This is a genomic window from Leptospira haakeii, assembly GCF_002812045.1.
GTDB lineage: Bacteria > Spirochaetota > Leptospiria > Leptospirales > Leptospiraceae > Leptospira_B > Leptospira_B haakeii.
This window is the reverse complement of sequence record NZ_NPEG01000006.1, coordinates 190,932-212,171: the sequence shown is the minus strand read 5'-3', so window position 1 is coordinate 212,171 and position 21,240 is coordinate 190,932. Positions and strand designations below refer to the sequence as shown.

At 39.9% G+C, this 21,240-nt stretch carries 19 protein-coding genes; 4 read left to right on the top strand and 15 right to left on the bottom strand.

All coding sequences use genetic code 11. The features are described 5' to 3' along the window. Positions 1-380: 380 nt before the first annotated feature. A complete protein-coding gene (locus CH377_RS12095; protein ID WP_100724047.1) occupies positions 381-1,793 on the top strand; it encodes a hypothetical protein in 1,413 nt (470 codons plus the stop codon). Positions 1,794-1,810: 17 nt separating this feature from the next. Here the strand turns inward: CH377_RS12095 and CH377_RS12090 are convergent, their stop codons facing one another. The 8 genes from CH377_RS12090 to CH377_RS12055 form a co-directional block, all read right to left on the bottom strand. Next, complete coding sequence (locus CH377_RS12090; protein WP_100724046.1) at positions 1,811-2,623, bottom strand: NADH-quinone oxidoreductase subunit B family protein; 813 nt, start codon at positions 2,621-2,623, stop codon at positions 1,811-1,813. Next, the gene (locus tag CH377_RS12085) at positions 2,620-4,038 is read right to left on the bottom strand and encodes a hydrogenase large subunit (protein WP_100724045.1); all 1,419 of its coding nucleotides are present in this window, start codon (positions 4,036-4,038) and stop codon (positions 2,620-2,622) included. The genes CH377_RS12090 and CH377_RS12085 overlap by 4 nt, the downstream gene beginning before the upstream one ends. Further along, positions 4,035-5,258: a proton-conducting transporter transmembrane domain-containing protein gene (locus CH377_RS12080; protein ID WP_100724044.1), complete on the bottom strand. Its 1,224-nt coding sequence runs from the start codon at positions 5,256-5,258 to the stop codon at positions 4,035-4,037. Before CH377_RS12080 ends, CH377_RS12085 begins: the two co-directional genes overlap by 4 nt. Continuing rightward, positions 5,255-5,866: a formate hydrogenase gene (locus CH377_RS12075; RefSeq protein WP_100724043.1), complete on the bottom strand. Its 612-nt coding sequence runs from the start codon at positions 5,864-5,866 to the stop codon at positions 5,255-5,257. The genes CH377_RS12080 and CH377_RS12075 overlap by 4 nt, the downstream gene beginning before the upstream one ends. 2 nt (positions 5,867-5,868) lie before the next feature. Further along, positions 5,869-6,759 carry an NADH-quinone oxidoreductase subunit H gene (locus CH377_RS12070; RefSeq protein ID WP_100711716.1) on the bottom strand — a complete coding sequence of 297 codons (891 nt, stop codon included), beginning with the start codon at positions 6,757-6,759 and terminating at the stop codon, positions 5,869-5,871. Next, the gene (locus tag CH377_RS12065) at positions 6,726-8,447 is read right to left on the bottom strand and encodes a proton-conducting transporter transmembrane domain-containing protein (RefSeq protein ID WP_100724042.1); all 1,722 of its coding nucleotides are present in this window, start codon (positions 8,445-8,447) and stop codon (positions 6,726-6,728) included. Before CH377_RS12065 ends, CH377_RS12070 begins: the two co-directional genes overlap by 34 nt. A gap of 13 nt (positions 8,448-8,460) precedes the next feature. Continuing rightward, complete coding sequence (locus CH377_RS12060) at positions 8,461-10,386, bottom strand: alginate export family protein (protein ID WP_423789951.1); 1,926 nt, start codon at positions 10,384-10,386, stop codon at positions 8,461-8,463. A gap of 171 nt (positions 10,387-10,557) precedes the next feature. Further along, on the bottom strand, positions 10,558-11,529 hold the full coding sequence (locus CH377_RS12055; RefSeq protein ID WP_100724040.1) for a sodium-dependent bicarbonate transport family permease: 972 nt from the start codon (positions 11,527-11,529) through the stop codon (positions 10,558-10,560). Positions 11,530-12,051: 522 nt separating this feature from the next. On the opposite strand from CH377_RS12055, the gene CH377_RS12050 reads away from it, so the two are divergent. Then, the gene (locus CH377_RS12050; RefSeq protein ID WP_100724039.1) at positions 12,052-13,683 is read left to right on the top strand and encodes a helix-turn-helix domain-containing protein; all 1,632 of its coding nucleotides are present in this window, start codon (positions 12,052-12,054) and stop codon (positions 13,681-13,683) included. Here CH377_RS12050 and ychF read toward each other — a convergent pair. The 3 genes from ychF to CH377_RS12035 all read right to left on the bottom strand — a co-directional run bounded on the left by ychF (position 13,680) and on the right by CH377_RS12035 (position 16,608). Continuing rightward, positions 13,680-14,777 carry a redox-regulated ATPase YchF gene (gene ychF / locus CH377_RS12045; RefSeq protein ID WP_100724038.1) on the bottom strand — a complete coding sequence of 366 codons (1,098 nt, stop codon included), beginning with the start codon at positions 14,775-14,777 and terminating at the stop codon, positions 13,680-13,682. The two genes, CH377_RS12050 and ychF, sit on opposite strands and share 4 nt — an antisense overlap. Positions 14,778-14,845: 68 nt before the next feature. Then, the gene (locus tag CH377_RS12040; RefSeq protein ID WP_100724037.1) at positions 14,846-15,943 is read right to left on the bottom strand and encodes an LIC11612 family fibronectin-binding protein; all 1,098 of its coding nucleotides are present in this window, start codon (positions 15,941-15,943) and stop codon (positions 14,846-14,848) included. Beyond that, positions 15,940-16,608, bottom strand: coding sequence for a hypothetical protein (locus CH377_RS12035; protein WP_100724036.1), 669 nt, complete (start codon positions 16,606-16,608; stop codon positions 15,940-15,942). Before CH377_RS12035 ends, CH377_RS12040 begins: the two co-directional genes overlap by 4 nt. Before the next feature lie 101 nt (positions 16,609-16,709). Between CH377_RS12035 and CH377_RS12030 the strand changes: the two genes are divergently transcribed. Next, a complete protein-coding gene (locus CH377_RS12030) occupies positions 16,710-17,618 on the top strand; it encodes a UbiA-like polyprenyltransferase (RefSeq protein WP_100724035.1) in 909 nt (302 codons plus the stop codon). 2 nt (positions 17,619-17,620) lie between these two features. After that, positions 17,621-18,235: a UbiX family flavin prenyltransferase gene (locus tag CH377_RS12025; protein WP_100724034.1), complete on the top strand. Its 615-nt coding sequence runs from the start codon at positions 17,621-17,623 to the stop codon at positions 18,233-18,235. Between the two features lie 50 nt (positions 18,236-18,285). On the opposite strand, the gene CH377_RS12020 is transcribed toward CH377_RS12025, so the two are convergent. Genes CH377_RS12020 through CH377_RS12005 form a run of 4 tightly spaced genes read right to left on the bottom strand, consistent with a single transcriptional unit; the run spans position 18,286 to position 21,211 of the window. Beyond that, positions 18,286-18,969: a hypothetical protein gene (locus CH377_RS12020; RefSeq protein ID WP_086448661.1), complete on the bottom strand. Its 684-nt coding sequence runs from the start codon at positions 18,967-18,969 to the stop codon at positions 18,286-18,288. Positions 18,970-19,015: 46 nt separating this feature from the next. Continuing rightward, positions 19,016-20,062 carry an Mrp/NBP35 family ATP-binding protein gene (locus CH377_RS12015; protein ID WP_100724033.1) on the bottom strand — a complete coding sequence of 349 codons (1,047 nt, stop codon included), beginning with the start codon at positions 20,060-20,062 and terminating at the stop codon, positions 19,016-19,018. Further along, the gene (locus CH377_RS12010; RefSeq protein WP_100724032.1) at positions 20,052-20,954 is read right to left on the bottom strand and encodes a metallophosphoesterase family protein; all 903 of its coding nucleotides are present in this window, start codon (positions 20,952-20,954) and stop codon (positions 20,052-20,054) included. The genes CH377_RS12015 and CH377_RS12010 overlap by 11 nt, the downstream gene beginning before the upstream one ends. Beyond that, positions 20,951-21,211 (bottom strand): lipoyl domain-containing protein, encoded by a 261-nt coding sequence (locus CH377_RS12005; RefSeq protein WP_100724031.1) that lies wholly within the window; start codon positions 21,209-21,211, stop codon positions 20,951-20,953. The genes CH377_RS12010 and CH377_RS12005 overlap by 4 nt, the downstream gene beginning before the upstream one ends. Positions 21,212-21,240 lie beyond the last annotated feature (29 nt).

Sequence of the window (21,240 nt, the reverse complement as noted above, 5' to 3'; positions counted from 1 at the left end):
AATCTCGCGGGTCACGCTACTCTATATGTTTTCAAAGATCTTTTAAGATCCCCTCAGGCTTCTTTCCCTCCCGGGCGAACTCCTTCAGGCGTAAAGACCATATTAATTACGTCACTCAACCGGTCAAATAACTTTTGTATTTATTTCTCCGACTTTTTCTCTTTTTTCAGATTTTTTAAACCCTGATTTTAGATGTAAATAGGCTGAACATAAGCTGAAAAACTTTAAAATAACAGCTCCCTTTTTATTCAACTTATGACCATTCTTCTGTCGCATAAATAGATTTCCAAGAGATGTGGATTTTATTATTCTGAGAATTATATAGAGAAGTTTGCTGGATTGGGAAAGTATTCTACGGACTTAAAGATAGGAGAATTCAATTGGGACCGGCAAAAGAATACATAGATCAATATTTAAAAGAAAACATTCTGCAATCGGAAACGATCCATAGAATGAAACATGTGATCCGTGAATTTAGTTTAAGAACTCCTAAAGTATTAGTTACTAAATGTATAGACGGAAGAGTTCATGGAAGTAAACTAAAAGGATATCCTGTTACTACGATACGTTTTGGTAGAACGGATGGGAATATTGTTTCTACTAACTTGAATAATTTTTGGTTCTGGAATCGTATCGATAGAGTTGTAAATGATGCGTTATGCAACACTCCGGGGATGCCTGCATTATTTATCGCGTACATGCACAGATCTGATATTCCTGGTTTAGGTTGTGCTGCTCACGGTGGAGATGAAGACGCCGCCCGTGCTGCTATTAAGAACCAGACGGACGCAGTCAGGAAAGTTTTTCCTAAAGAACAACTCTATGTGATCGAAGGGATTACAAATACGGATTTAATGTCCGAAACTTTGATATTTGATGATGGAACTATTATAGATTCTCAGGAAATAGTGGCAAATTTCGGATTTAACGAACCTTCTGAGATATTCCATTCTGCTTTTTTAAAGTATCAAATTAAGGATCCTGCAATTTCTAAAAATGTAGGATTTAAAACTCCGGAAGAATTGTTTTCCGGAAAGGTTCCTGATTTTTATGCAGACTTCCAAACTTCTCTTTCCCTTAAGTCTTTTTTGATCCGTGAAATATCCGCGATCATTTCAGCCGGGGAGATAGAGATCCAAAAATTGATACAGCCGGATCTATTTCATGCGGTTTACCAGAAACTTTCCGGAATTAAGGATCTACCTTCTACACTTCTTCCTAGTTTATTATACCAGATTATTTGGAACGTGGCTTATACATTAAACCAAAAACGTAAACTTTCTAAATTAGCCGCGGAAGAACGTTGGAAACATTTGGATCATGCTGAGGAGCTGATCTGTTACGGAGAAGGTTTTGAGTTATTGCAGAGAAATAAAGCAGTTCTGGTCAAAACGGGAAGAGGGGACGATACCGACGCGTTACTCGTTGCTAAAAAAGTTTTGGATAAGAACAGGCAAAATGACCCAAAGCCCTACCCTGCTATCGTTCATTTGAATGTAGAAGTTTCGGGAGAGCTTAGGAGTTGGGAAGATTTTAACGAGAACGTTTCTTCTCGTGTAAATACTATGGTCCGAAATTTAGAAGCAGTATTTCAGAACCAGGAAGTGGTCATCTTGACTACCTACTCATATTTGGATCAAAAAAGATTTTATCCGATCCATACAAAATTGGATCCAAGGATTTCGTATCCTACTGATGTGATCTCCGATATAAACGGAGAAGATAAATTTTCCGGGATTGGTTTAAAAACGAAGGAAGCATTTTACGCAGGCGAGATGATCATATCTACGTAAATGCTTCCGAATGAGATTTAAGATTTAGAGCGTCGTTCCGAAATGAATTTGGAAAGTTCTTCCCTAAAGGAGAACTTCTTTTTGCCCATCAGATAACGGAATGCGCTTACGATTACGTCCGGTCTAGGAGGATCTCCTCCAATAAATAGATCCGGTTCTTTCGGTAATTTCCCTCTTTGGAATAATCCTCCAGAAACAGCTTCAGTTCCGCAGGCGATCAATGCTTTCGGACCTGGGGTTGTATCCCAAGCAACTTGTAATGGGATTTCCATATTTGGTCCGACTGGACCAGCAAATACAACTGCATCAGAATGTTTGGGAGAAGCTACTACTCTTACCATGCTTGCTTCACTATCGAAAACCGCATTGAAACTTGCATTGATCTCCGCTTCCGTAGCGTTGTTCCCACTTGCTGCAACTTCTCTGTATTGAAATCCGGTATTTTTGGTGATTTTGCGGAATTGTTTTACGTTTTCCGAAACTTCTTCCTCGAAAGAGGCAGGAATCCCATCTATATAACGTACTTTTAATGCTTCTCTATCTACTGAATATACATGAACGAATCCTGAATTTTCCAATTGCCCGGCAGAAGCTTCTACACAGTGACCGCATTGTAGGCATGCACCATAATCAAACGTCACTTCTTTTGAAGAGGATACTTTTAATCCGCCTGTTGGACAAACCTTCTCGATGGATTTGTCCAAATGGAATCCTTTTTTAGGAGTAGGAACAGGGATACCTCTCGCATTCGGATTGGTCGGTCCCATCTTCTCAAAATTTAGATTTTTTGCCGGACGGAATATATTGATAATTTCCTGGATTTGTTTCATAGATCCACTCCCACATAACTGAGGTTGAAAGATTTATTATTCAGAGGAAAATCCCCGATATTCTCCCCTCTTACCGCAAGTTCCAAAGCATGCCAGTTCAGAACGGAAGGATCTCTAACATATGCTTCCGAAATATCTCCTGAAGAATTTAAAGAGAAGGAAATTAAAACAGGGCCTCTCCATCCTTCTGCGGTGCCGAAATATACTCCCGGTTTTGCTTTAGAAACTTTCGCTTTTTCAAAACTTTCGTAAACTTTATGAAAATTTTTTAATACTGGGATAGCCTTAGTCAACCAACGCCCGCTATTTTTTAATTCTTCATAACGAAGATAAAATCTTGCCCAGGCATCTCCTTTCATTTGGCCTGCATCCAGATCCAAATTGATGGATTCTCCTGCAAGAGAATAGCTGGAATCATGATGGCGAAGATCTCTAGAAAAGCCTGTACATTTTTCTACCATTCCCACAAAACCCAGATCTTTGAGTTGTTTATGAGTAAGCGTTCCACAGATCTGCAACCTTTCTCTGTTTGTGGATTTATTTGCAGCTCTTTCGAAATGACCAGCCACATCGGAAGTAACATCTTGGATCCTTTTTGCCAGAGCGTTTAATGAAGATTCTGTAAGTTCTTTTTTAAGTCTTACTTTTCCTGGGCTCAATGCACCTCTTCCGAAACGAGAACCGGTTAGAGCTTCCATCACTCCAAGAGGAACTCCTCTTTGCATAGCGCAAACACCCTGGAGCGGATAATATCCTACGTCACCCGCAATTGCCCCCATATCTCCGATATGAATGGCGATCCTTTCAATTTCTAAAAGAACGGTTCTTGCGAAGTTTACTTCTTCCGGAACTTGGATGCCGTGAGCTTCTTCGAATGCCTTACTGAATGCGATCGCATAAGCAACTGTGGAATCGCCTGAAATTGCCTCTGCATAAGGAGAGATGGAGTCCTTATTCTGGCCTTTCATTTTTTCTAAAAGGCCTCTTTTTTGGAAACCAAGGCGAATATCCAAATTTTGGATCTCTTCTCCTTCTACTATAAAGCGAAAATGTCCGGGTTCGATCACACCTGCATGGATCGGTCCAACTGCATGTGAATAAAAAGAAGTCGGTACGGGAACATTGATCCCTCTATATACCAAATCTTTGATACCGGATTTGGTCAGGAATTTTTCAAGAAGATGTTTTCTATCTTGTGACAGATACTTCTCATAATCCATAGAAGAATAATCTTCGGCTCCTTGGTTAGTGCCAAGACTATGTCTGAGGATCCAGATGGGATTGGAATGATCCTCGTATAAACTTTTTTCCGCGTTTTTAGAAAGAGTTTCTTTCTCTACTCCTTCTCGGGTCAGCCAGAAACGATGAGTTTGTTTCGTTTCCGAAGTGTGGAAAATTCCGGTAACGTTTTTCATAATACACCTTGTAATAACAGGTAAAATCCCCAGCAACCTGTGCTGAGAAGAAGTAGAAGTAGGAAAAATCCATTAGTCATTCTGATCCTAAGGATGGTAGAAAGATCTTTTGAAAAAGGTCTTCCTTTGATATTCAATAAAGGAGCCAGTTTATACAACATCACTCCAAAGAATATGATTCCTAAAATTGGGACCAGGATCACGAATGTTTTTCCACCTATCTGCCCTGCCTTGATCAGAATAATATCCGTCACGAAGATTGGCGATCCTGGCATAACGAATGCCAAGAAGAGAGCTAAGATGAATAGAGACAATGCAGGTTTGTTGATCGAGTCCGCTTGGATAATCTTGTGAAGTTCTCTTTTTCCTGCATCCATTCTCACAATTCCCATGCTGATGAATAAAAGTGATTTCACCACTAAGTTAGTCGCCATCATGAATAAGAAGGCGGTATCGTTTAAATCCATCCAAAGGAAAACCGCCAAGGCTCCAGTGTGGAAAAGAGCAACTTTTGCGGAAATTCTTCTGATATCATCACGATCGTATACTGCAAAGATACTTAAGAAAATTGTTAATATTCCTAAGACCAATAAACCATCGGCTCCGCTGAATGTATGAGGGAAAAGTTGGTGATCCAGATGTACGAAAGGTCTAAGCGCAAAACAAACTGAAACAGGAATGAATGAAGAAAGTAAAGAAGACACCTGAGTGGGACTTTCTCCATAAGTATCTTCTATCCAGACGTGATTTGGGAAAAGTCCGAGCTTAGCTGTGTATCCGAAGATTGCGAGCCAAAGACCGATTTCCACCCAAATGATCTCAGGATGGGAAGAGGAATTTGCCGCTAAAAATTCGATCGGCTGATTGATTACATGCAAAGAAGACCGAATGAGTATGATCCCCAAGAATGCGATACCTAATCCGAAAGAGTTGATCAGCAAAAATTTCCAAGCGATCGGAAATGATTTTGCAGTTCTACTGGAGGAGATAAGTAATGCGCCAACGAATGTGGTCGCTTCTATCAAGACCCATTGCAGAGTGGAGACTTCCTCGCTCCAATCACTTATGATCCAGACCGCAATATTGATTGCAGCACAAATAACAAGTAATATGGACCAAAATAGTAAATTGGTCTGGTTCTTAGTAGGAGCTAAAACATAAGTCAGAAAAATTAGGACGAAGACTCCTGCTCCGATCCCTAAAAGAATATCGAAGTTCATCTGGATGTTTCCCCCTTATATTGTTCGCTATTGATCCTGAGCGCGGCACCGGCTCCTATGATCAATACAGCATCCAAAAAGGATCCGAACTCGCTTCCTATCGGAACTCCCGATTTTAGAAGGAGTGTAAGTAAGAATGTTCCATTCTCAAAGATACTGAAACATGCGATTACGCCAATCCAGTTCCTTCTTACGATAAATCCGATCACTCCGATGTATATTAGGAGAAGGACATATAATAATCCGTATTGATGGGACTTCCCAAAGAATGCGGAGACTATATCCATAAAGAAGTAACAAGCCGCAGCGCCCGCAAACAGAAGTGCGAGTGTGGGAAGGTAACCTACTTTAGGAAAAGTTGATTCTGGGGAATGTATCCTTCTCGCTGTCCAAAAAAGGATGATAGGAGTTAAGATCCCTTTAAATACGATTACCATCGCAGCTAAGAAGATAGAGTGGAAACCGTCTCCACTTTCTTCTTGGTATAAAGGAAGAAGTAAAAGAAAACCTTGGATACCCAAAAGGATGACTACCCTCTTAAGCCTGTTTTCTAAAAGAATGACCACACCGGTCAGTAAAATGATAAGATAACTAAGGTCTGCGCTCATATTTATTTACCTAGTTTCAGGAGAATTCCCAAGATCAGCATGAAGATAAAATTCAGTCCGAGTAATTCCGGGATCCAAATCCATTTTCTTCGGGTGCTATTCGCTTCCCAGTAACCGATTAACGCGGAAAGAAGAATGGCCCCTCCGAAGGAAGCTAACTCTTTCCAGATCGGAACGGAGGAAACTCCTAAAAATACTTCCACATGTTCCAGTCCCAGTTTGGTAAGAAGTAAGAACAAAGAAGCAGTTTTGAATTGGTGAGCTAGTTCGAAAAATGCCCTAGTTCTTCCTGAAGCTTCTAATAACATTGCCTCGTGAACCATTGTAAGTTCTAAGTGAGTTCTTGGATCATCAAATGGTGGTTTGGCGAGTTCAGAAAGAACGATCAATGTTGCTCCCAAGAAGAACAGGATCGCAAAAGAAATATGTGCGAAGTTTTCGTGAAATACTACATTAGATTCTAATACTACAAGCACTAAGATCAGGATTGGTTCGCCGAAGATGAAAAGGAGAGTTTCTCTTGCTGCTCCCATTCCACCGAAAGAAGTTCCATTCTCTACCGCATAAGCCACAGTAGCAAATCGGATCATTCCTATCAAAAATGGGATCAGTAATAAGGAAGCCCATTCGAAAGAAACTAAGGACCATAAAACCAATCCGAAAGCAAAAGCGAATATCGCGGAACTCTCCGAAAAAAATCCAGAGAAAGGACCGTCTATCGGACTTTTCTTGATCATTCGGACAGTGTCATATAGGATCTGGAGAACAGGTGCACCTCTTCTGCCTTGGGCATAAGCCCTGATCTTTTGGAGAATACCTCCACATAAGAAAGGAAGAGATATAAAGGCTAAAATTTGGATCAGAATGCCCAATAAGAAAGTAGCTGTGACCATATGTCTCCCTCCGCAAGACGAACGATGATGATTACGATCAAGATTGTTAATACAGTAAAAGATGAATAAGTTAAGTCTACGGAGATGGATTCATCATCCGCTCCCCTGATCTTAGCTTTCAAAGAAGAAAGTATTCTTAATAGAATCTTAATGAACCCTTTGTCTAATCTGGAATTGCCCGCTTCGTCTGCAAAATATCTGCCTAAAGGAGCGGCTAGCGGATCGGAAAGAGCTGAACTCGCGATCGCCACTTCCGATCCGCCGAATAAGCCGCCACAATCCCACAGTTTTCTCTCTTTGATCTTATGTCTGAGTCCTAACAACCCTACGCTTAACAGTATGACTAGACCGATTACATTCAAGATACCGATCCCTCTAAACCAAGAGAAATCCAGCCATTCCACTCTCACTGCATAATAGTTTGTGAGACTTAGAATGATCAGAGGTGAAATTAGCACTAAGGCTCCGGTCAAAAATAAGGAAACATTGATCGTTGTATTCTTTCCATGGTCTTCGAAATTTGTGCGAGGTCTGGAAAGAACAAGTCCAAGGAAAAGTTTTAAGTGAGCCGCTGCTCCTACCGCTAAACCTGTGCAGACTAAAATGAGAAGTGGTAGAACAAGTGCTGCACTTGTATCAGTAACTTCTAAAACTGCGGATAATAATTTGATAAATGTTGATTCGGATAAAAAGCCTGTCGTTCCTGGAATCGCAAGAAAGCTCATTGTTCCGATTGCTGCTAAAAATGTAGGAATTCCACTAATCCTTCCCACGCCTGTATTTTCATCCGATTCCGATTTTCCGGATAATTTAGTAAGGTATCCGAAGAATAAGAACTGAAATGTTTTGCTGATACTATGATGTACCAAGGAGATTAGGAAAAGAACTCCGAATGCCTTACTAAGCATTCTTAAACTTTCTTGCTCACTGGATTGCCAATAAGCGGAGATAAGTAAGCTTAGCCACAAGAAGTTCATATTTTCCACCGTGCTATAAGCGATGGATTTTTTAACTTCTCTACTGAATAATGCGGTGATCCCTGCCCATAATACTCCGATGCCGGCGAGCGGTATCAGGATTGTTGCATAATGAGTTCCAGGTAAAAGTGGAAGAGCAAATTTAGAAAATAATACAAGAGGTAGATTCACTAATAAACCGGAATAAGCTGCAGAAGCGTGAGCAGGTGCTCCTGCATGTGCTTCCGGCAACCAGAAATGAACTCCGAAAAATGCTGACTTGATCAAAAGTCCCAAGATCAAGAAAAATAATCCGGACCTTGGATCATTCGAAAAGATCCAGAACGTAAAACAGAAGGCGCCAATCCCACCGGCAGCAACCAAGGCTACAAAACTTCGTATGGAGGCATCATTCCATTTGCCTCCGATATAAAGAAGAAAGGCGCTTATCGTGGACAATTCCCAGAAGAGGACCAGCCACAAACTTTTTCCTACCAGGTAACAAATTCCTGTACTTAGAAAAAAAACGGCGTAGCCAAAAATGACCAACGCCTTTCTTTCTTTTTCGTAACCGTATACATATACGGCTATGAAACTACCTAGTATCGCTTGGAGAGATAACCCAAGACCGATCGAACTATCTTTCCCGAAAAAATCTACTCCGAGCACATTTCCTATTAGAAACGGTGCAAGCAGAGAAGTTATGACGGATAGATAAGCCAATACTGTCATATGTGTTCCTTTTTTAGAAGCCTGCGTTTACTTGGAAGAAGAACATATGAGCCATAGAGGCTGTTCCGTTCGCTCCTGTCGCGACTCCTGTGTTCAAATGGAGACCTGCGGATTCTGTTCCGACAGCTTGAAGATTATAATGGTATAGAGCGTTTCTTTGATTCTTAACAGCATTACCCGCAGTCAAGATACCACCACCGATCCAGATCGAAACGTAATCGTTTAAAACGTACATCCAAGTTAAATCGAATTCGTTATAAATGTTTTTTCCTGTTCCGCCGACTTGGATTGTTGTTTGCCCAACACCATTACTTTCAGTAGAAGCCCCAGTGTTTGCAGAACCGTTGATTGCATACCAAGCATCTTGTGTCTGGACTTTGTTATTGATGATGTAAGCAGCGTAGAATGTTCCGTAATGGTCAGTCTTATACGAAAAATTGAAATTATAAGAACTTAAGTTTTTAGTATCAATATTCTCGGAGAGACCTGCTACGTTATTCCAATAAGGGAATACTCCAAAGCGTGGGTTTGTAAGAGTTTGGAAGGTGCCGTTACTTCCATCCGTGCGGTTTCTGTCCCCGGAAGCATAAGTATATTGGAAACCTGCTCTTAACTTTTCAAAAAAAGTATAACCGGTCTGGAAAACATGCATAGATCCGGAATATTTTTGTGCTTGGGTACCGTAGTTAGAAGTAGCAAGTCCAGCTACGTTTTGTTGCACATAAGAATTCAAAAGAGGATCTTTTACAGATCTTTCTCCAGTTGCTCCAGTTTGCCATGCGCTTTCTATTGCCCAATCCAAAGCTCCCCAGAATCCATCTTTAGGAAGATTATTATTCGCAGTTCTATTAGTGATCCTAAAACCAGTTGTGATTAGATCACTTTGTTGTTTTGCCCAAGAGTTATTATAAAGATCTAAATCTGATTTAGCTCCTGCAATCGCAGTCTTTTTTGTCAAAAGCCCGATCGAGTAAACATCAAGAGTAAACCAATCTTTTGCAGTTACAGAGTTATAGGTACCAACGATGTATTGATCAGGTTGTCCAGGATTTACTACAGTCGTCTTTTTAGTAACCGGGTCGGTAACACTAATAGGTGCATTAGCCGAAACTACTCCGTTCACTCCGTTCTGGTTTGCCGCAATCTTAGTCCCAAAGAAGTGGATCTTGTAATTGTCTTGATCGAACATGATACGAGCTCCGTCATAAGACAGACCGTTCATTGTCCAATTGGCCCCACCAAGTAATCTCTGGTCTCCGTAAGCTAAAATCTGTCTACCTAACTGAACCTTCGCATCTAAAGGGAGTTTTTTCAAAAGGATAAAAGCTTCTCGAAGAGTTGTTTGGCTAGGGATAGTTGCCCCGGAGCCTGCAGCAGGATTACTAGATGTAGTTGTTCCGGCTGCATCGAAAACGTTCGCACGAACGTCGCCAACACTTGCTGGAGTTTCTCCCCCCCAGACTCTTGCATCTTGGAAGGTAACTTTTGCAGAAAAATAAGGGCTCGGATCTATAATGAAGAAAACCTGAGAGGTTTGCATCGCCCTGGATGTATAACCCTTATTCGATTTATCGAATGCTAGGTTATATCTGTCCTCGTATCTAGGACGAACATACGCTCCTACCCTGATCCAGTCGTTTAACCATGCCTTTTTATGATTAGCGACTTTTTTTCCGAGTTCCGGTTCGAAGAATGTACTTCTTGTGAAATCAGGAGTCAAACCGCCCGATTTCATAGGTGATACATAACTATCTTCTTCCTCTGTAGCGGACTTTTGAGGAGTCGCGGTGACTGGTGTCGGGCTAGGTTCTGCCGTTACGGTTCCTTTATTAGCCGCTTGAGCAATTATGCTCTGGGAACCAACGGTTAAAAATAGTAGAATTAAACTGAATTTACCAATCGATCGGATTTGGTGGATTGTTTTAAAGAATCGAAACATTTTCATATGGTTCTCCGTGTTTTATTTGTCCCAAATATTAGAAATTACTTCTAATATTTAAAAACGGATACAAAAATCCCAGGTTTCGGGGATTGTCCAAAGAATTTTACGTTTTTTTATATTAAATAAAAATAAACCCTCCGAGAGAAACTCCCGGAGGGGAAAAATACCCTACATGATAGCTTTAACTAAGTAGTGATACAATGGGATCCCGAGGATAATATTGATCGGGAATACGATTGATAATGCCACCGTAAGATAGATGCTCGGATTTGCTTCCGGGATCATATCCTTCATTGCCGCTGGAACCGCGATATAAGAAGCGGAAGCACAAAGAACTACGAACATTAATGCATCTCCTTCCGGCATATGGATAACCTTAGTGAGAAGTAGTCCTATGCTCGCGTTGATCACCATTAATAGGATTGCAGCAGCAATGAGGAAGAAGCCTACGTGAGTAAGTTCTTTGAATCTTTTTGCCGCAGAAATTCCCATATCCAAAAGGAAGAATGTTAGGATTCCTTTAAATAGATCTTCCGTAAATGGTTTCTCAGCATTCCAGCCGCTATCTCCGGTCAAGTAACCTACGATCAAGGCACCTACTAAAAGATAGATAGAAGATCCAAATAACGCTTCATGAAGAAGAGCTTTCCAGTTAATGGATCCGCCACCGTTAGCTTTATTTTTAGAAAGTCTGTCTAAGATAACTGCGATTACGATCGCAGGAGATTCCATAAGAGCCATACCAGCTACGATAAAACCACCGTATTCGATATTCAAATTATGAAGATATGCACCTGCAGTTACGAATGTTACCGCACTGATCGATCCAAAAGATCCGGCCAAGGCAGCAGCGTTATGTTTCTCTAATTTGGTCTTAAGAATAAAATAAGCGTAGATCGGTACTAAAGTTGCCATGATGCTACATGCAAGAAGAGTTAATGCATGTTCGGAACTAAAAGGAGTCTTATAAAGTTCGTGGCCTCCCTTGAATCCGATCGCAAATAGTAAATACATCGAAAAGAATTTCGATAGAGCCTCAGGGATCACCAAATCCGATTTGAAGATGATGACTCCCATTCCTAAAAAGAAGAACAGTACCGGTGGGTTAAGTATGTTCTGTATAATCGCCGAATCTGCCATTTGGTTTTTCTCCTCGGGTTTTGTGTCCAGGTTTCCCGACTTTTTTGTTCTAATCCTTAATAAGGGACGAACTTATATAATACAAGACCTTCCAAACTTATAAAATTGGACACTAAAAAATTCTGATTTAGTAAAAATTTTCTAAGATTTAAACTATTGGACTTTTCATGCTTAAATTATCAGCAGAACATTTGGATTTTGAATAGATAATGACAGCCTGACATCATACTTTAGGGCTATTTTGCAAAAGGAGATTTACTTACTTTTTCTCCACAGATCTAATGAAGCTGGGATAAAAATCCTTCCTTCTCTTGTTTCGTTTTTGTCTTTGAAAGAATGCCTAAATCTTATAATCTTGAAATTCCAAGATTATAATTTTAGATAGCTGGGTTTAGGTTTTTGGAATTTCTTATAATTTTGAACTAAACTCGACCTAAGTATTGTTTTTGGTAAAAAATGGAATGACTGTGGAAAAATACCTGGTATCCTACCAGGAAAGGGATTCACTGGTATTAGGCTTAAATGAAACAATCCAGTCATAGGATCCGAAATTCCTTCCTTTCTAATATCTATTTTCGATTTCTGATTCTATTCTTCTTGGGTATCACTGGAGCAAATTTAAGCGCAGGGCCGATTCTTCCATCTGCAGATACCATTCGACTCACCCCTTCTTCCCCCGTGGAAAATATCAGTTCAAAAATGGAATATAGATACAGGGGATATCAGTTCCGACATTGTAAGCCGGAAACAATCTCCTCTCTCCATCAGTTGGAATGGCATCATAATACCGGAAATGTTTTACGTTTAAAAAGAAGTCAGTCTGGGAATTGGCTGAGGTTCAGGCTTGCAAATGATGGAAAAGAACAACTTCATAGGACCTTGGCCTTACTTTGGTTAAATGTTCCGGACGCAGAACTTTGTTCCGTGGATTCCAAAGGGAATTTCGAGGCGGGATTTGCCGGTTATGATCTGGATCCTATCTGGAACGATTTTATTTCTCCACTTCCTCATTTCAATATCCGTTTGGAGCCTAAAGAAGAACGGACCTTCTACCTTTATGTTTTGTCCAACGAAGACATCAATTATCCGGTTCGATTATTATCAGAAGATGATTATATGGTAATCGTAAGACTGAGGTCAGTCCTATTCCTAAGTGTGGGATTCGTGTTGTTTTTGGCCTTTGGTTATAATTTATACCTGTATTTTAAATCCAGAAAAATTTTGTTTTTGGCCTTACCTCTACACTTAACCGCCGTGGCGGCCACTCTGTATTTTTTACATGGAAAAGAATTCGCATCCATTGTCGGGAATGAAAATAACCTATTTCGTCATAATTATTTCCTATTTTTGGGAATTACACATATAGTCTTCTTCTTCTATTTGGCAGCTTGGAATAAGGAAAATTCAGGTGTAGTTTATAGATCTCCATTCTTCTGGTTGGTCTGTTTTGCCGGTATCTTATATCCTCTCATTCCCCTTTACCAATTCTGGTATGATCATAGGATCTTGGTCTTAGTACTCAATTACGGATGTATGTTATTCTATTTTGGAAAGACCCATATTTCTTCCATCCGGAATAATACCGTGTATGAAATGTTCTTTATCTCCGTTTGGGGGATCTTCCTCCTTCTGGATTTATATAAGACAATTTTTCATTTCGACTTTTATCCTTATAATAGAATGGCCGTGTTTGGGGTATTATACTACCTTCCTCCTTTGACAGTATTCGTATCATTATTATCCAGAGAGATATTGAGAAGAAAAGAAGAAGAAGGTTCTAATCGCAAAACCCATCTTTCTTCTTTGGATGTGAAAGATTTTGTGATTAAGATAGAAGCATTATTGGAAAAAGAAAAAATTTATCTGACCAAGTCTTTAAAAGAAGAACATATGGCGAAAGAACTTGGGATTACTATCCACCAGCTTTCTGAGTTGATCAACACTGAGTTTAAAACCAATTTCCCGTCTTTAATCAATCAGTATAGGGTAGAAGAAGCTAAGATACTATTGAATGAATTTCCGGATGAGAATACGACAGAAATAGGCGCGAAGGCAGGATTTAGTTCCAGATCAGCATTCTATCTAGAATTCAAAAAGTTAACCGGAACCAATCCAAACTCTTATCGTAAAGAAAGTAGCGGCAAACGCGCTTAGGCGTTTACCCTAAAGAAAATAACATCTCCGTCTTGGACGATATATTCTTTTCCTTCTATCTTTAGTTTACCTTCTTCTTTTACTTTGTTCGGACTTCCTGTTCTATCTAGATCTTCGAACTTCATTACTTCTGCTCGAACGAATCCCTTTTCGAAGTCTGAATGGATTACGGATGCAGCGATCGGTCCTGTGCTTCCCACACCGGTGGTCCAGGCTCTTGCCTCTACCTCTCCAGCTGTGAAGAATGTCACAAGCCCCAAAAGTTTATAGGCAGCTTGGATCATTCTATCCAATCCACTGCTTGTTTCTCCGATCTCACTTAAGAATTCTAACTGTTCTTCTTTGCTTAGGCCTGAAATTTCTTCTTCGAATTTTCCGCAGAGAGTGACTACTTCCGCTCCTTCTGCTTGGGCCATTTTTTTAACCGATTCTACGATCGGATTTTCTTTAGCAATTGCTGCCTTGTCTGTGATATTCGCCACATACAGAACTGGCTTGGAAGTGATTAGATTGAATGTTTTGACTAGTTTTTGTTCTTCCGGTTTGATATCAGCAAGCCTTGCCGGTTTTCCTTCTTTTAAAACCGCCATGATCTTATCTAAAACTGCTGTAGCTTCTTGTGCTTCTTTATTTCCAGCCTTCGCATTTCTGGAAATTTTTTGGTACTGTTTTTCTACGGATTCTAAATCCGCAAATATCAGCTCCATCGTGACTACTTGTGCATCTTCTACTGGATCAATTTTGCCGTGAACATGAGTGATATTCTCATCTTCGAATGCGCGGACAACATGGCAGATCGCATCTACTTCTCGGATATGAGAAAGAAATTTATTTCCAAGGCCTTCCCCTTGGCTTGCACCTTTTACAAGTCCTGCGATATCCACAAATTCCATGATAGCAGGAACTTTTTTTTGTGGTTTATAAAGTTCTACGAGCCTGTCCAGTCTTGTGTCCGGAACTTCTACAATTCCCTTGTTCGGTTCGATTGTACAAAACGGATAGTTTTGCATTTCGGCACCGGCCTTAGTCAATGCGTTAAATATGGTTGATTTTCCTACGTTTGGAAGTCCTACGATCCCGCAATTCAAGCTCATACAGTCAATTTTTGGAAGAAAGAGAATCTGTAAATTCGTTTAGATTTACAGTCTGAAATAAGAAGTCTTTATTCTAAGATCCAGGATTTGTTTGATTCTTTGGAATTTAAGGTTTGGACTTCTTCGTTAATCCTGATCAGTCTTCCATTCCTAAAAAATAACTCTAAAACGCTGATCTTTAAAGAATCAGGGGTTGCTCCACATCCAAAGCTGTACTCTCCATTAAAAAAACGCAAAGCTCTTGGAGAAGATAGAAGGACGATAGAAGGAAGAGTATCGGAAAGTTCTTTTTTGAAATTGGATAATCCTTCTGCGATTGGGTTCAGATCTTCTTTCGGTTTTTCGCTCGGATCTTGAGCGAGTAAAAAGTGGAATATCTGTGATTCGAACGTTTTAGAGAATTGAGTCTTGAAGTCCGTGATCCAAGTAGATGGATTTTTTTCATCTTCTTGTAATGATTCTATAGAAGGAGAATAGAATACGAAGTTTAGCCCTGCTTCTTCCTTTACTGTTAAGATCCCAGGTGGGATTACTGGTTTCGTTTTTGCGGAAACTTTAGGAGCCTTCTTCTTACCTTTTTTTTTCTTGGATGGAATTTTCTTTTTAGCGGCCGGAGACTTCTCTTCTTGTTTAGGACTAGTTTCTGTAGTTTGCTCTTCCGGTTTAGGGTCCTCTACCTTTGTCGGAGTTAATTTTTCCGGTTGCTCCGGAGTTGTTTTAGTTTCTACTGCAATGGCAGATTTCTTTTTCTGTTTTATAACCTTCTTCTTTTTAGCTTTTTTATTAGAAGGTTTTGGAATTTCTTTTTTAGGAAGGACAGAGTGGTGACCAGTGAATATGATCTCAGCACCCAGGCTTTTTTTTAGTCTTTCTACTTCGTCCGAGGTTTTAGGCAAATAAGGAGCAGAGACTAGTAGGATCGCCCCTCCTCCTTCTTGGATCTTTTGTTGTTTGTATCTTTTATACCAGAGACCCAAGGTTCTTTCGAAATCAAATGGAGTTTCTTTCGCTGATTGCAAAGGACAATAAACTACGAGTCCAATCGGAGAATCTTTTCTTTCCGAGGAAGAAGACTGAGTTTGTAGAGAAGGCCCTAAAAGAACTAGGACAACTAAAACAATCAGCGCACCGAATTTTTTAATCTCGAATTTTGGAATAAAATTCATTTGGGTAAGGAGTATTGAAAAACTTCTTTTCTTAAATTTTGAAAGTACTTTTGGAAAAGTTTTTGTTCTTTTTCTCTGAATTCTAATGTTCTGGGCTCGAATTTTGGATCCATTTTAGAGAGTTGAGAATCCATTTCGGTAAGATGTGATTCTTCTTCCTTGATGATTCCTTTTACGGATATTCCAGCATTCTTTTGGTCTAAAATTTGATCATAGGTTTCGTAAACCAATCCTGCTCTTTCTTCTATCAATTTTGTAACATATAGGTAGCAAAGAAACGATTTAGTATGTTTTGGAAAGTTTTCAGATCCAAAAGATCTCTCTACCGAAAGGTCCAATTTTTGGAAATAGGAAACTGCGGAAAAACCGCAGAGTAATGAATCCTTTTCGAAGTTTTGAGTGCCCTCAGGTTTTACTTTTAATGCTAATTTTTTAAAGTAAGCGGCATGTCTTGCTTCTTCAGAAGCATGTCTTAAAACCATTTCGGAGAGTAACGCTCCCGATTGGCTTGTATGAATTTTACGAGAGCCGATATGTTCCAAAAGAGAAAGAGTATTTAACCATTTAAAATGTAGTTCAGGAGAAGATACTATCTCTGTTAATAGAGAATCAATTTCTTCAGAAGAAATGTTTGGATTTGGCTTGGTATCCGTGTTTGGGATCATAGATACTAGGATTTCTTCGGGAGGTCAAAAAATCATCCATTTTCGTTTTGGTTCTAAAAAATCTGCTTTCTAACTAACAGTATTCTATAAGACTTCCTCTGATGGCTTCCAATACACTTGCTGCTCTAGGCAAATACGGTCGATTTATAAAATTCTCCCATACTTTATTCGCTCTTCCATTTGCAGGGATCGCATTTGTTCTGGCGATCTTACAAGAGCCTAGTCTTTCTCTTCTTGTAATGGGTCAAAAATTGGTTTTGATCTTGGTCTGTATGGTTGGCGCAAGGAGTGCCGCCATGGGATTTAATAGATGGGCTGATCGTAAGATCGATGCTAAAAATCCAAGGACAGCCAATCGAGAAATCCCAAGTGGTCAGATCTCAGATTTTATGGCAGTGATATTTGTCATAATATCTGCTCTTGTCTTTTTTATAGGGAGTTGGTTTTTAAATCCACTTTCCTTTTATCTTTCTTTTCCTACTCTATTTCTTCTATTAACTTATTCTTATACAAAACGTTTTACTTTTTTATGCCATTTTTATCTGGGATTAACGATCGGTCTTGCGCCTCTTGCAACTTGGATCGCCATTAGAGAGGAATTTTCCTGGATCGCAGGATTTTGGACTTTAGGACTCGCATTCAATTTGGCTGGATTCGATATCCTATATGCTTTGCAAGACAGGGAATTTGATAAAAAAGAAGGACTACATTCCGTTCCTGTTTATTTTGGAGAAAAGAATTCTTTTATAATATCAAGAATTTCTCATATTCTTTCTATTTCTTTTCTTTCCGTCGCTGCATGGTATGCAGGTTTTCAGGGAGCCTTCTGGGCGTTTTTAATATTCGTAGCTTATTTATTATTTAGAGAACAAAAGATTGCTTCCGAAAACAAGGACGGAAATTTTCCACCTAACTTTTATCAGATCCATTCATGGATTTCTCTGGTGATCTTTTTAGGAATTTTGGCAGAAACTGGTCCGAGTTTAATTTCTTTATTTTCCAGGTTTTAGAGATGAGTGAAGAAAAACCCTTAAAACTGGTACTTGCAATGGCTGGGGCAAGTGGTTCTATTTATGCTGCCAGATTTTTAAAAGCACTTATGGAAATTCCAGGAGAGACCTGGTTCGTTCCGAGCCCTGCTTCTATCAGAGTTTTTAAAGAAGAGTATGAGGCAAATGTTCAAACCGGAGAAGATGTCCTCGAGTTTGTGCGTAAAAAATGGAATCCTAAACAAGTTCATAAATTTCATCTTAGAAAATTTGAGGACATCGGAGCAGATATAGCTTCCGGTTCTAATATTTGGGATGGTATGGTTGTACTTCCTTGCTCAATGAAAACTGTTGCTGCGATCCGCACTGGGATCACTGAAAATTTAATTGAAAGAGCGGCTGACGTAACCTTGAAGGAAAGAAGAAAACTAATCTTAATTCCTAGAGAAACTCCTTATAATCGAATTCATTTGGAGAATATGTTAGCACTTCATGATGCAGGTGCGATCATTGCTCCTGCATCTCCCGGTTTTTACCAAATGCCCCAGAGTTTAGAAGACTTAGGAGATTTTATGGCTACTAGGATTTTCAGACTTTTAGGAAGGGAGATAGATCTTTACCCTCGTTGGAACCCATAATGAACTAACTGGAAAGATCCGGGACCGGCTGGTCCCGAATTTTTGAAGGATTAAACTGATTCTATTGCTTGGATCTTTTTATTTAGATCGGAAGCATCTTCGTATCTTTCGTAAGAGATAGCGTTGAATTTTTGCAGATACAATCCAACTAACTCTTCTCCGGTTTGGCCCGGAACTTCCAAGGCTTTTCGGAAATTATGAAGATCGAACTCAGGGTGTTTTCCCGAAAAAGTTTCTACCAATCTTTCCATATGAAGAAGAGACGCTTCTCTTGCGATTCCGCTTGAACGTCTTACTTTTAAAGAAAGATTTGCTAAGGCGTCCAGATAATCTCTAACACCTTCTGGTTCTTTTTCCTGAACAGGGAAAGATCCACCTTCTCTGTTCTTACATAGTTCCACATAGCGAATGACTACATTTTCAAAATGATCCATTCTTTCTTTAATATAAGAATTGGAATCCTCTTGGCCTGCAGGCATTTCGAAGTCTTTGATCTTCACCACGTCATACTTGTCGTAATGATCAGTGATGATCCTTTTTAAGTCCTCGTAACTGTCCAAGGAGACGGGAGGAAATGTTACAACTGGAAAGTTTTCTCCGATTCGGAGGAAACTAACCACTACGTTGGAAGCGATAATCTTGCCGCCCGGAAATAGCGGATTTTCTCCAACAACGTTGCAATATACTATGAGGTTTCCGGATGGATTCTTCTCTGTGCCTTTTTCGAACTTCACGGTTTGCCTCCCTCTGTCTCTGTACTAACTGACTGGCCCCAGAGTATTATTCCCACTTTTTTATCTCTTCAGCCAGGTTTTGGAGTATGTTTTTATAGGATTTTGCGATAATTCCGTCTGGTTCTTGAAAAACCAACGGTTTTCCAGCTTCTCCAGCGCTCATTACATCCATAGTAAGTGGGACCCCTCCCAGGAATTTTGTATCGGTAGAATCAGCTAATTTTTGACCTCCACCTTGAGAAAAAATCGCGGAAGCATGTCCACAATTTGGACACACAAATTCACTCATATTCTCCACAACACCTAGTATCGGTACTTTGACTTGTTGAAACATAGATGCGGCTCTATTTGCATCTAAAAGTGCTACTGTTTGTGGTGTAGTTACCAAAATTGCTCCGTCTAAATCTATAAGCTGAGCAAGAGATAATTGTACATCTCCTGTTCCCGGTGGAAGATCTATAAATAAGAAGTCTAGTTCTCCCCAGACGATATCATACAGAAACTGTTCTACCGCCTTTCCTAACATTGGACCCCGCCAAACTACTGGTTGTTTCTCTTCTATTAAAAAAGAGAAAGAGATGATCTTTAGTCCGTCTTTTTCTAATGGATAAATTTTATCTTCTTCTGCTTTGAGTGCGACCTTACCGTTGACCCCGAACATTTTTCCGATAGAAGGTCCGTAGATATCTGCATCCATCACTCCCACTTTGTATCCCATCGCAGCTGCTGCAGATGCGAGGTTCACTGTGACTGTGGATTTTCCTACCCCACCTTTTCCGGAGCCGATCGCGATTACCTTTTTAACACCAAGGATCTTATTTGAATCATCCAAGGTCATCCTAGGATCTACTTCAAACTTGATCTTTACTTTTCCGACTCCTTCTTTTTTAGAAAGTGTCTGACGGATCTGTGCTTCTAAGCCGATCTGTACTCTTCTGTCTTGGCTTGGAGTTTTGACTAGGATGCTTGTTTCTTCTTCTCCGATTTCTAAGGAACCGATCATTCCGAGAGACACTATGTCTTTTTTTAGCTCCGGATGTTTAATCTTTGTGAGTTCTCTTTGGATATCGATTGGTTGGAGTTTACCGGCCATTTGTTTCCTTTTCTTGGTATGAGATCGTTTGTGTTTCTGTAAATTCCCCTTCTTCATTAGAAAAAGAGAATCTTTTAATATTTAATTCGGTTTCGTTCCATTCCATCAGATGAAAACCACTTTGGTGTTTTTGATCTGAAATTCTGGTACTGGATGCGGAATTGATCACGTAATATGGTTTTTGTGGATCCGGATATTTGACCCAGTTTGTATGCACATGACCGTGCAAATAGGCTAGTGGCGGCCTTTTTTTCAGTAGTTCCGCGATTTCTTCCCTGTTTTTCATTTTATGACCGGAACTTTCCTGGCGTTCCGGAGGATTCCAGATGGGATGATGGCAGATTAGAATATACTGATCCAGTTTTTCTTTTTCCAAGTATTCTAATGTAGAATGTACTATATCTTCTTTCACATATCCGTACGCGTTTAATACGGAGAGTGGCATATTAGAGTCCCAGCCTACAAGAGCTAGTTTTCCTATTTTTTTGATCCGAAGATATCCGTTTTGTAGCGGAATACTTTCTCCCATCCAAGGTGAGAAAAATTTTTCGTAATAAGGAAGATCTGATCCTTCTTTCCCTGCAGCAATATCAGTATAACGATCATGATTTCCCGGGATCATAAACGTTTTATCCCCGAGTACAGGAGCTAGGATTTTTTTGGATTCGTCGTATTCTTTCCAATGCGAGACATTTGTGATGTCTCCGGAGATAACGATCGCATCTGGATTTAAGGATTTTACTTTTCGAACGATTGCATTCCAGAGAGAGATCGGATATTTTTTCCTACGCCGAAAGGTATAGTTTAAATATCCCGGGATCATCTTACCTTTCAGACTAGTGAAAGGAAGTGCTACAGGAAAATGCAGGTCCGATAGATGGACCAATTTCACTCGGAATCTTTCCTCCGGATCATTCCCAAAATTTCTCCTTTTTCGATGATGGAACCTTTCTCTCTGTCGATTCTTGCGAGTATTCCGTTAATTGGAGATTCCATTGGAAAAGAAGCTTTGTCTGTGACTAGTTCGCAGACTTCCGATCCTTCAATGATTTGATCTCCCAACTGAAAATTCCAACGAACTAGTTCAATTTTGTCGGTATCTCCCAAGTCTGGAGTGATTAGTTCGAAATCTTCGGTTTTTGATGCCATATCTCTAAAACCAGCTTGCCGTATAGAGT